10 protein-coding genes are annotated in these 11445 nt (G+C 63.2%); all 10 read left to right on the forward strand.

Features of this window, described 5'->3' with window-relative positions:
• Window positions 1–12 precede the first annotated feature (12 nt).
• Entirely contained in the window at window positions 13–762 is a 750-nt protein-coding gene (locus DFS13_RS35640; protein WP_059623727.1) for an electron transfer flavoprotein subunit beta/FixA family protein, read from the forward strand.
• A 31-nt stretch (window positions 763–793) separates the two neighbouring features.
• A complete protein-coding gene (locus DFS13_RS35645) occupies window positions 794–1741 on the forward strand; it encodes an electron transfer flavoprotein subunit alpha/FixB family protein (protein WP_111442769.1) in 948 nt (315 codons plus the stop codon).
• 538 nt (window positions 1742–2279) lie between these two features.
• Window positions 2280–3797: a 3-hydroxyacyl-CoA dehydrogenase gene (locus DFS13_RS35655; protein ID WP_258399111.1), complete on the forward strand. Its 1518-nt coding sequence runs from the start codon at window positions 2280–2282 to the stop codon at window positions 3795–3797.
• Between the two features lie 89 nt (window positions 3798–3886).
• Window positions 3887–5095, forward strand: coding sequence for an ABC transporter substrate-binding protein (locus DFS13_RS35660; RefSeq protein WP_208328491.1), 1209 nt, complete (start codon window positions 3887–3889; stop codon window positions 5093–5095).
• Window positions 5096–5401: 306 nt separating this feature from the next.
• Window positions 5402–6607 (forward strand): 3-oxoadipyl-CoA thiolase, encoded by a 1206-nt coding sequence (gene pcaF / locus DFS13_RS35665; RefSeq protein WP_059623729.1) that lies wholly within the window; start codon window positions 5402–5404, stop codon window positions 6605–6607.
• 185 nt (window positions 6608–6792) lie between these two features.
• On the forward strand, window positions 6793–7953 hold the full coding sequence (locus DFS13_RS35670) for a Re/Si-specific NAD(P)(+) transhydrogenase subunit alpha (protein WP_059623731.1): 1161 nt from the start codon (window positions 6793–6795) through the stop codon (window positions 7951–7953).
• A gap of 8 nt (window positions 7954–7961) precedes the next feature.
• Window positions 7962–8279, forward strand: a complete 318-nt coding sequence (locus tag DFS13_RS35675; RefSeq protein WP_059623733.1) for an NAD(P) transhydrogenase subunit alpha — start codon at window positions 7962–7964, stop codon at window positions 8277–8279.
• Window positions 8280–8284: 5 nt separating this feature from the next.
• Window positions 8285–9742 (forward strand): NAD(P)(+) transhydrogenase (Re/Si-specific) subunit beta, encoded by a 1458-nt coding sequence (locus DFS13_RS35680; RefSeq protein ID WP_059623735.1) that lies wholly within the window; start codon window positions 8285–8287, stop codon window positions 9740–9742.
• Between the two features lie 63 nt (window positions 9743–9805).
• The gene (locus DFS13_RS35685; RefSeq protein ID WP_111442765.1) at window positions 9806–10033 is read left to right on the forward strand and encodes a hypothetical protein; all 228 of its coding nucleotides are present in this window, start codon (window positions 9806–9808) and stop codon (window positions 10031–10033) included.
• A gap of 90 nt (window positions 10034–10123) precedes the next feature.
• Window positions 10124–11445: NAD(P)/FAD-dependent oxidoreductase (locus DFS13_RS35690; RefSeq protein ID WP_111442770.1), on the forward strand; the 1322-nt coding region annotated here is incomplete at its 3' end.

Below are 11445 nucleotides of genomic sequence, written 5' to 3' on the forward strand. Positions count from 1 at the left end.
TCGGGTTAAAGAATGAAAATCCTGGTGCCAGTGAAAAGAGTGGTCGATTACAACGTGAAGGTCCGCGTGAAGCCGGGCAACACGGGTGTCGACATTACGAATGTGAAGATGTCGATGAACCCGTTCGACGAAATCGCGGTGGAAGAAGCCGTGCGCCTGAAGGAAGCGGGCGTGGCGACTGAAGTGATCGCCGTGTCGGTGGGCGTTGCGCAAGCGCAGGAAACGCTGCGTACGGCGCTGGCGATCGGCGCGGATCGCGCGATCCTCGTCGAGTCGAACGACAGTGTCGAGCCGCTGGGCGTCGCGAAGATCCTGAAGGCGCTGGTCGACAAGGAACAGCCGCAACTGGTGATCCTCGGCAAGCAGGCGATCGACGACGATTCGAACCAGACGGGCCAGATGCTGGCTGCGCTGGCTGGCCTGCCGCAAGCGACGTTTGCATCGAAGGTGACGGTCGCCGACGGTAAGGCAACGGTTGCACGCGAAGTCGACGGCGGCGCGGAAACGCTGTCGCTGACGCTGCCGGCCGTGGTCACGACCGACCTGCGCCTGAACGAGCCGCGCTACGTGACGCTGCCGAACATCATGAAGGCGAAGAAGAAGCCGCTCGAAACCGTGAAGCCGGAAGACCTGGGCGTCGACGTTACGCCGCGTCTGAAGACGCTGAAGGTGGTCGAGCCGCCGAAGCGCGCAGCCGGCGTGAAGGTGCCGGACGTGAAGACGCTGGTCGAGAAGCTGAAGACCGAAGCCAAGGTGATGTAAGAGGGAGCGGAAAGAAATGACGGTTCTGGTGATGGCAGAGCACGAGACGATTCTGGTGATTGCAGAACACGACAATGCGTCGCTCAAGGCCGCGACGTTGAACACGGTGGCAGCGGCGGCGAAGATTGGCGGTGACATTCACGTGCTGGTGGCAGGCCACAACGCACAGGGCGCAGCCGATGCGGCAGCGAAGATTGCAGGCGTGTCGAAGGTGCTGCTGGCCGACGCACCGCAACTGGCCGCAGGCCTGGCGGAAAACGTCGAAGCGACGGCGCTGAACATCGCGAAGGACTACTCGCACATCCTCGCGCCGGCAACGGCCTACGGCAAGAACATCGCGCCGCGTATCGCCGCGAAGCTGGACGTCGCGCAGATCTCGGACATCACGGCAGTGGACTCGGCCGATACGTTCGAGCGTCCGATCTACGCAGGCAATGCGATCGCGACGGTGCAGTCGGGCGACCCGATCAAGGTCATCACGGTGCGTGCGACGGGCTTCGATCCGGTCGCAGCGGCAGGCGGCAGCGCGTCGGTCGAGAAGATCGAAGCCGCGGCCGATACAGGCAAGTCGCAATTCGTGAGCCGTGAAGTGACGAAGCTGGACCGTCCGGAACTCACCAGCGCGAAGATCATCGTGTCGGGCGGCCGCGGTCTGGGTAGCGGCGAGAACTACACGAAGGTGCTGGAGCCGCTGGCGGACAAGCTGTCGGCAGCGCTGGGCGCATCGCGCGCGGCAGTCGATGCGGGCTACGTACCGAACGACTATCAGGTTGGCCAGACCGGCAAGATCGTCGCCGCGCAGCTGTACATCGCGGTCGGCATCTCGGGTGCGATCCAGCATCTGGCCGGCATGAAGGATTCGAAGGTGATCGTCGCGATCAACAAGGATCCGGAAGCGCCGATCTTCAGCGTGGCCGATTACGGCCTCGTCGGCGATTTGTTCACGGTCGTGCCGGAACTCGTCGGCGAACTGGGCTGACGCGCGCGATATCGTGACGACGATTTTAGGTGACGCAACGCGGCCTTGCTTCATGAACAGGCGGCGACGCCACCGGGGATCGTTCAGGCCGACGCCCCGATCACGAGCCCACGCAATGCCGCGAGATGCGGTCGCGTGACTCACCGGGCGGAGGAGCTGAGATGACTGCACCGAAACGTTCTCTGCGAGCGGCAATCGGGAAATGGTTGGGCAGCGGTGTTGCCGGGTGTTTTCGTCTCTCGCGTATCGGTCGATCGGATGAAAGCCGGTGGCGTTGTGTGCGAATCGACGTCGATTGCCCGTCCGGAACCTTATCGCTCGTGTTCTTTCGTCACGACGACGGGGCGTGGCACGTTTTTCCCCCCGGCAGAAGGCGGGCGGCGATCGGCGGATCGCGCTATGCCGGCCAGTTTCTCTTCGACGTACACGAACCGAGAAAAAATCTTGCACGTGTTTAGCGCGTCGGCGGTGCGCGCACGACTGCCGGTGACTGACGTTTGTCGATTGAATGAAGCGCAAATTGAATGGGAGATCGAGATTGGGACAATCTCTGAATAGCGTCGGCGTGGTAGGCGCGGGCGCGATGGGGCGCGGTATCGCACAAGTTTGCGCGATGGCCGGTTGCGACGTGACATTGTTCGATGTGAATGACGGCGCAGTGACACGGGCCATTTCAGCGATACGCAACGATCTGATGCGGTCGGTTGAAAATGGGCGGATCGAGCAGTGCGACGCGGACGCTGCGCTGCACCGGATCACCGCGGCGACCAGTCTGACAGAAATGGCCGGGTGCGATCTGGTCGTGGAAGCGATCGTCGAGAACCTCGAGTTCAAGCAGCGGCTGTTGCGGGATCTGGAGTCGATCGTGTCGCCGTCGTGCATTCTGGTGACCAACACGTCGTCGTTGAGCGTGACGTCGATCGCATCCGGTTGTGTACAGCCATCTCGCGTGGCCGGGTGGCACTTCTTCAATCCCGTCACGCGGATGAGACTGGTCGAGATCGTGCAGGCGCCCCGAACGGCAACGGAAGCGATCGATGCGCTGGCCGAGCTGTCGCGGCGCATCGGACATCGGCCGATCGTTGTGCCGGATTCGCCGGGTTTCGTGGTCAACCATGCGGGCCGTGCCTTTGTCACCGAAGGGTTGAAGCTGCTCGCGGAAAAAAACGCTGAGCACTCGGTGCTGGATGCGATCCTGCGCCAGTGCGCAGGGTTCCGCATGGGTCCGTTCGAGCTGCTGGATCTGACTGGGCTCGACGTGTCTGTTCCCGTGATGGAATCGATTCATGCGCAGTACTACGGCGACGATCGCTACCGACCGGTGATGCTCGCACGCACGCGCCTCCACGCCGGCCTGTTGGGTCGCAAGGCGGGACAAGGTTTTTACAGCTACGACGGCAAGCCGGCGGCGGCACATGCGCCGGCGCAGCAGGCGGTACCGGTGGTCGACTTCGCGGTGTGGTGGCCGACGGAGGGGGCGGCGGCGTTGCCCGAAACGGTTGTGCCGTTGCTGTCGCAGGTGACGCGTGCGGCCGACTTGCATGCCGCCGATGTGGTCCTGATCGCGCCACTGGACACGGACCTTTCAACTGCGATTGCGAATTTCCGGCTCGATCCGAGCAAGGTCGTCGGGATCGATCCCGTGTTCTGCGGGACTTCGGGCGTGACGTTGATGACCTGCCCGGGAACAGTGAAGTCGACGGTAGATCGCGCGCAGGCGATATTCGCAGCGCAATCGATTCCCGCGTTTGTCATTTCGGATTCCCCTGGATTCGTTGCGCCCCGAGTGGTGGCGTGCATTGTCAATCTCGCTTGCGAAATGGCCCAGCAGGGCATCGCGTCACCGGAGGATATCGATGTATCGGTGCGTCTCGGCCTCGGTTATCCGACGGGGCCATTCGAGTGGGGCGATGCGCTCGGCGCGCATCGGGTGCTCGACATCCTCAGGGGACTTTACGAGACCTTCGGGGATCAGCGATACCGACCGTCGCCGTGGCTCGTTCGGCGTGCACGTCTCGGTCTGCCGTTGACGTCACCGGAGCGGGCCGCTGCCTGACGAACATCGATCGACGGACGACGGACTGCTCCGGCCGTTCCGCGTACTGTGCGTCGCGCAGCCGGAAATTAAACGGGAGGAGACTGATGATGAAACTGCGATTTGCGCTTACATGGACGCTCGCCGTCGCCGTGGCGATGCCGGGCGCCTTTGCGGCTTCGTCGGGAGAGCCGCTGAAGGTCGGCGTGATTGTCGATATGTCCGGCGTCTACTCGGGCATCGGCGGAACGGGCGGGGTGGCGGCGGTCAAGATGGCCGTGCGCGATTTCGGTGGCAAGGTGCTCGGCAGACCGATCGAAGTGCTGTCTGCAGACTACCAGAACAAGGTCGATATTACGGCGACGCGCGCGCGGCAATGGTACGACAGGGATAACGTGTCGATGGTGATCGAATCGACCGATTCGGCCTCGGCACTCGCGCTGCAGAAGCTAGGCATGGAAAAGCGCAAGGTGACGATCTTTGCTGGCTCGGCAACGACGGATCTGACCGGCAAGCAGTGTTCCCCGTACGGCGTGCACTATGTGTACGACACCTATGCGCTCGCGAACGGGACGGCCCGGGCGGTGGTATCGGAAGGTGGGAAACGCTGGTTCTTCATCACGGCCGACTACGCATTCGGTCATTCGTTGCAGTCGCAGGCCACGCAGGTTGTCACGTCGATGGGCGGACAGGTCGTGGGAAGTATCGACCATCCTCTGGCGACATCGGACTTCGCGTCCTTCCTGATGCAGGCCCAGTCGTCGAAGGCCCAGGTCATCGGGCTCGCGAACGCGGGGCGCGACACGCAAAATGCGATTCGTCAGGCTGCCGAGTTCGGCATGATGACCGGCAAGCAGATCGTTGCACCGCTGCTGATCTTCGATGGCGATCTGAAGGGCATCGGCCTGAAGACGGCTCAGGGTGTTCAGTTCACCACCGCGTTCTACTGGGACTACAACGATCGGACGCGCGCGTTCGCGAAGGCATTCAACGCCGAGACCGGCAAGATGCCTACGATGGTCCAGGCGGGCATGTACTCCGCCGTAACTCACTATCTCCAGGCCGTTCAGGCAGCGGGAACGGTGGACAGCAATGCGGTCATAGCGAAAATGAAGGCGATGCCGATCAATGATTTCTTTGCCCGGGACGGCCGTATTCTGGCAAACGGCCTGATGGTGCACGACATGTATCTGGCCGAGGCGAAGAAACCGTCGGAATCGAAGGGCGAGTGGGACCTGCTGAAGATTCGATCGGTGATCCCGAAGGAAACGGCGTTCCAGACGCTCCAGCAGAGTGGGTGCCAATTTACCGCACACTGAGCGAGCGTACGTTGCAGGCGCGTGCGCGGTATGCCGTTCAGGAAGCAGCACTGCACATCATGTCGGACTCGACTCGGCACATGTCCGTCGAAACGACATCTGATGTAGAGACCGCAGACAACGATGCATCGCTGTCGCGTGAACGTGATCATGTCGTGGCGCGAAGAGCGGGCGTCGCACGTCGGTGAAAGCCCGTTGCGCATGTCCATGCCGACCGCATTGGAGCCCGAAAGCCGAATCCGGGCGTGACTGGCATGTTCATTGCATTAAGAGTGTGATTTCAACTTCTCGATGCGACGCCACGTCATGAGTACACAAGCCTTTATCTGCGATGCAATCCGTACGCCGTTCGGCCGCTATGGCGGCTCGCTTTCTTCCGTGCGCGCCGACGATTTGGCCGCGATTCCGATCAGGGCGCTGATGGCGCGCAATCCTGGCGTCGACTGGGAGGCGGTCGGCGACGTGCTGCTCGGCTGCGCGAATCAGGCCGGTGAGGACAACCGCAACGTCGCGCGCATGGCGAGCTTGCTCGCCGGCCTGCCGCTCGGCGTACCGGGCGCCACGATCAATCGACTGTGCGGCTCGGGCCTCGATGCGGTGGGCAGCGCAGCGCGCGCGATCAAGTCCGGCGAAACAGCGTTGATGGTTGCGGGCGGCGTGGAAAGCATGAGTCGCGCGCCCTTTGTCATGCCGAAGGCGGAGTCGGCTTTCAGCCGTGCGAACGCGGTCTACGACACGACGATCGGCTGGCGATTCGTCAACAAGCTGATGAAGGAGCAGTACGGCGCCGATGCGATGCCGGAAACGGCGGAGAACGTTGCGGTCGACTACAAGATCGGGCGTGACGCTCAGGATCGGATGGCGCTGGCTTCGCAGACGAAGGCGCTGGCCGCGCAAAAGCGCGGGTTCTTCGATAGCGAGATCACGCCTGTCTACATCCCGCAGAAAAAAGGCGAGCCGCTGGTCGTGAAGCAGGACGAGCATCCTCGCGAGACGTCGTTCGAAGCCCTTGCGAAGCTCAAGGGTGTCGTGCGGCCTGACGGCAGCGTGACGGCCGGAAACGCGAGCGGCGTCAACGACGGAGCCTGTGCGTTGCTGCTGTCCGACGAGCGCGCGATCGCCCAACACAGTCTCACGCCCCGTGCTCGGGTGGTCGCGATGGCAACCGCGGGTGTGCCGCCGCGCGTGATGGGTATCGGTCCGGCGCCGGCGACGGAGAAGGTTCTGGCACTGGCCGGATTGCGGCTCGACGAGATCGACGTGATCGAACTCAACGAGGCGTTCGCCGCACAGGGGCTGGCCGTGTTGCGCCTGCTGGGCCTGAAGGACGATGATCCCCGGGTCAACCCCAACGGCGGGGCGATTGCACTCGGTCATCCGCTCGGCGCGTCGGGCGCGCGTCTCGTGACGACGGCAATCAATCAGTTGCACGCCACGAGCGGTCGCTACGCATTGTGCACGATGTGCATCGGAGTGGGCCAGGGCATCGCATTGATCCTGGAGCGCGTCTGAGTGCGATCGGATACGCGTAACGAATTCGGCTGAAACCGGCGAGTTCATTTCGCGCGCCGGCCGCGTGGCGTTCATGTAACACACGTGCCGCTCATCGTTGGTTCATCGCCGGCGCGACATCGAGCGTTGGTCCGCGTATCCGCTGCGCGGCAACGAACGATCATTTTTCTCAAGGAGCAGAAGTCATGCTGATAGGTGTGCCCGTCGAAACAACGCCGGGCGAAGCCCGCGTCGCCGTTACCCCGGAGACGGCCAGGAAACTGCAGGATCAGGGACACACGGTGCGCGTGGCTTCCGGTGCGGGGCAGGGGGCCAGCTATACCGACGACGTTTATCGGGCCGCCGGCGCCGAGATCGTGGATCAAGCGGCTGCGCTCGGCTGCGAGGTCGTGCTGAAAGTCAGGTCGCCTCTCGACAGCGAACTCGCCGCTTTCCGCGTGGGGGCCGTGCTGGTCGGGATGCTCAATCCGTTCGATGCAACTGGTCTCCAACGGCTCGCCAAAGCTGGCATCACGGCGTTCGCGCTCGAGGCCGCGCCGCGAACGACGCGCGCGCAAAGCCTGGATGTGCTGTCGAGCCAGGCGAATATCGCAGGCTACAAGGCTGTCATGATCGCCGCCGATCGATATCGGCGCATCTTCCCGATGTTGATGACGGCGGCGGGGACCGTGAAGGCGGCGCGCGTCGTGATTCTCGGTGTCGGGGTTGCCGGGTTGCAGGCCATCGCGACGGCAAAACGCCTGGGCGCTGTCATCGAAGCGAGCGACGTGCGTCCGAGCGTCAAGGAGCAGGTGGAGTCTCTGGGGGCGAAGTTCATCGACGTGCCCTACGAAACGGCGGAAGAAAAAGAGGCCGCGGAGGGTGTCGGCGGATACGCGAGGCCGATGCCGGCCTCGTGGCTGCAGCGTCAGCAGGTTGAAGTGGCCAGGCGTGTCGCGGCCGCCGATATCGTCATCACCACGGCGCTGATTCCCGGGCGGCCCGCGCCGGTGCTGGTGACCGAGGCGATGGTGGAATCGATGAAGCCGGGTTCCGTCATCGTGGATCTCGCGGCGGCCCAGGGTGGCAATTGCCCGCTGACCGAGCCGGGCAGCACTGCGATTCGGCACGGGGTGACGATCGTCGGCGAAACGAACCTGCCTGCGCTGGTTGCCACCGACGCCAGCAACCTGTATGCGCGCAACGTACTCGATTTCCTGAAACTGATTCTGCCGAAGGGCGGCGGCGTGACGATCGATCTCGAGGATGACATCGTTGCCGCCTGCCTGGTTGCCCGGGACGGAATGGTCATGCGCGATCAACCTGCTCCCGTCCGGTCAACGGCGGAAGCTTCGACCACGAACTGAGAATCGCCATGGAAGCTGTCAGCCACATCATCACCAACCTGATCATCTTTGCCCTGGCCATCTATGTCGGCTATCACGTCGTCTGGAATGTGACGCCCGCACTGCATACGCCCTTGATGGCCGTGACCAACGCGATCTCGGCGATCGTCATCGTCGGCGCGATGCTCGCGGCGGGACTGACATCGAGCGGTCTCGGCAGAACCGCTGGCGTGCTCGCGGTTGCGCTCGCCGCGGTCAACGTGTTCGGGGGCTTCCTCGTCACGCGACGGATGCTGGAAATGTTCAGGAAGAAAGAAAGAAAGACGACTGAAAAGGCGGGGGCGTAACGATCATGAGCATGAACCTCGTTACCTTGTTGTATTTGCTGGCCAGCATCTGTTTCATTCAGGCGCTGAAGGGGCTGTCTCACCCGACGACGGCCATTCGCGGAAACGCATTCGGCATGACGGGCATGGCAATCGCAGTACTGACCACCGCGGCTCTGATCGTGAAGCTCGCCGCCACGCCGACCGGGATCGGGCTCGTGCTGCTCGGTCTGCTCCTGGGGGGAACCGTCGGCGCCGTGATGGCGTATCGCGTGGAAATGACCAAGATGCCGGAGCTGGTGGCGTTCATGCACAGCATGATCGGCTTGGCAGCCGTCTTCATCGCGGTGGCCGCGGTGACGGAGCCTTGGGCGTTCGGCATTACGCCTGCACCGTTGGCTGCGGGCGCGGGCCTGGACGGTCTCGCGCACCCGTCGATCCCGACCGGCAACCGGCTCGAGCTTTTCCTCGGAGCGGCGATTGGCGCGATCACGTTCAGCGGATCAGTGATCGCGTTCGGCAAGCTCAGCGGTAAGTACACGCTGCGCGTATTTCAGGGCGCGCCGGTCCAGTTCAAGGGGCAGCATTTTCTGAACCTCGTGCTGGGACTGACCACGATCGGGCTCGGCCTGACGTTCATGGCGACCGAAAGCTGGTCCGTGTTTCTGTTGATGCTGGCATTCGCGTTCGTGATGGGCGTGTTGATCATCATCCCGATCGGCGGCGCAGACATGCCGGTGGTGGTGTCGATGCTGAACAGCTACTCCGGCTGGGCGGCTGCGGGCATCGGCTTTTCGCTCGGCAATCCGATGCTGATCATTGCCGGCTCGTTGGTGGGCAGCTCCGGTGCGATTCTGTCCTACATCATGTGCAAGGCGATGAACCGATCGTTCTTCAACGTGATTCTGGGCGGGTTCGGCGGCGAGGCCAATGCCGCTGCCGGCGGGGCCAAGGAACAGCGTCCGGTCAAGAGCGGCAGCGCGGACGACGCCGCGTACATGCTGTCGAACGCGGAATCCGTGATCATCGTTCCGGGATATGGCCTGGCGGTCGCGCGTGCGCAACACGCGATCAACGAGCTGTCTCAGAAACTCACGGAAAAGGGTGTGACGGTGAAGTATGCAATTCATCCGGTCGCGGGGCGCATGCCCGGTCACATGAACGTGCTGCTCGCGGAAGCCGAGGTGCCGTATGACCAGGTGTTCGAGATGGAGGAGATCAACGGCGAATTCTCGCAGGCCGATGTCGCGATCGTGCTCGGTGCCAACGACGTGGTGAACCCGGTCGCGCTGGAAAAGGGCAGTCCGATCTACGGTATGCCGATCCTCGACGCATACAAGGCGCGGACGGTCATCGTCAATAAACGTTCGATGGCTGCCGGATATGCGGGGCTCGACAACGAGTTGTTCTATATGGACAAGACGATGATGGTTTTCGGCGATGCGAAGAAGGTTGTCGAGGACATGGTGAAGGCCATCGACTAAACGGGCCGACTGACACGGACTCGCTCCGGTCCGCATCCGTGTCCGAGTGATCAGGAGGGGAAAATGTTTGGTTCGACGCTGGTACAAAGGCATGTCGGCAACACGTCGCTGACGGCCGAATTTCACGAAGGCTCGGGACGACTTCGCATATCGTCGAACGGCGTGCTGTCGCACGAATTCTTTCCGCCCCAGTCATGGATGATCGTGGCCACGAGCGCCGGTGTAAGCAATTGGGGCACGCGCCCGAGCAAGACAGACCTTCTGCATGTCCTCGAGCAGTTCGACGGATGACGCGAGACGGCGGTCTGCGATTCCGGGTTACGCGTTGCATGGGGCGCCGTCTCGCCATCGCGCAGTTCGTCCGTTTATTCAGAGAGATCGATGACAAATTCAGCTGTCGTGCATAGTGACGCAGCGCAACAGCGCGAATCCATGGAATACGACGTCGTGATCGTCGGCGGCGGCCCCGCCGGGCTGTCGGCGGCGATCCGGCTCAAGCAGCTGGCCGCCGAGAAAGGCACCGAGATCGGCGTGTGCGTGCTCGAGAAGGGTTCCGAGATCGGCGCGCACATCCTGTCGGGCGCGGTGATGGACCCGCGCGCGATCAACGAACTGTTCCCCGACTGGAAGGAACAAGGCGCGCCGCTCACCGTCGAGGTGACGGAAGACCGCTTCCTGTTCCTGTCCGAGAAGAGCGCGGTCACCACGCCGAACTGGGCGCTGCCCGCGAACTTCAAGAACCACGGCAACTACGTGATTTCGCTGGGCAACGTCACGCGCTGGCTCGGCGCGCAGGCCGAAGCGCTCGGCGTCGAGATCTTCCCGGGCTTCCCGGCCGCGGAGATTCTCTATAACGACGACGGCTCGGTGAAGGGCGTCGCGACCGGCAACATGGGCGTGGGCAAGGACGGCGAGCCGACCGAGAACTTCCAGCTCGGCATGGAGCTGCACGCGAAGTACACGCTGTTCGCCGAAGGCTGCCGTGGCCACCTCGGCCGCCAGCTGATCTCCAAGTTCAAGCTCGACGCGAACGCCGATCCGCAGGCCTACGGGATCGGCATCAAGGAACTGTGGGAAATCGACCCGGCCAAGCACAAGCCGGGCCTCGTGATCCACACGGCCGGCTGGCCGCTGAAGTCCGACACGTACGGCGGCTCGTTCCTGTATCACATGGACAACAACCAGGTGGTGGTCGGCTTCGTGGTGGGCCTGGGCTACACGAACCCGTACCTGTCGCCGTTCGAGGAATTCCAGCGCTACAAGACGCATCCGTCGATCCGCGCGTTCCTCGAAGGCGGCAAGCGCGTGTCGTACGGCGCGCGCGCGATCACGGCCGGCGGCCTGCTGTCGCTGCCGAAGACGGTGTTCCCGGGCGGCGCGCTGATCGGTGACGACGCGGGTTTCCTGAACGCATCGCGGATCAAGGGCAGCCACGCGGCGATCAAGACCGGCATGCTGGCCGCCGACGCCGCGTTCGACGCGGTGCAGGCAGGCCGCCAGTCGGACGAGCTCAATGCGTACCCGGACGCGTTCAAGCAATCGTGGCTGTACACGGAGCTGTACCGCGCGCGCAACTTCAAGCAGTGGATGGCGAAGGGCCTGTACCTCGGCACGCTGATGGTCGGGCTCGAGCAGAAGGTGATGGGCGGCAACGTGCCGTGGACGCTGCATCACCAGCATGCGGACCACGAGATGCTGAAGCC

This window comes from Burkholderia sp. 28_3 (assembly GCF_003253915.1).
GTDB lineage: Bacteria > Pseudomonadota > Gammaproteobacteria > Burkholderiales > Burkholderiaceae > Burkholderia > Burkholderia cenocepacia.

Coding starts and splice junctions, on each gene's coding strand:
- DFS13_RS35640 (WP_059623727.1), top strand. CDS start 13: ATGAAAATCCTGGTGCCAGTGAAAAGAGTGGTCGATTACAACGTGAAG.
- DFS13_RS35645 (WP_111442769.1), top strand. CDS start 794: ATGGCAGAGCACGAGACGATTCTGGTGATTGCAGAACACGACAATGCG.
- DFS13_RS35660 (WP_208328491.1), top strand. CDS start 3,887: ATGAAACTGCGATTTGCGCTTACATGGACGCTCGCCGTCGCCGTGGCG.
- pcaF (WP_059623729.1), top strand. CDS start 5,402: ATGAGTACACAAGCCTTTATCTGCGATGCAATCCGTACGCCGTTCGGC.
- DFS13_RS35670 (WP_059623731.1), top strand. CDS start 6,793: ATGCTGATAGGTGTGCCCGTCGAAACAACGCCGGGCGAAGCCCGCGTC.
- DFS13_RS35675 (WP_059623733.1), top strand. CDS start 7,962: ATGGAAGCTGTCAGCCACATCATCACCAACCTGATCATCTTTGCCCTG.
- DFS13_RS35680 (WP_059623735.1), top strand. CDS start 8,285: ATGAGCATGAACCTCGTTACCTTGTTGTATTTGCTGGCCAGCATCTGT.
- DFS13_RS35685 (WP_111442765.1), top strand. CDS start 9,806: ATGTTTGGTTCGACGCTGGTACAAAGGCATGTCGGCAACACGTCGCTG.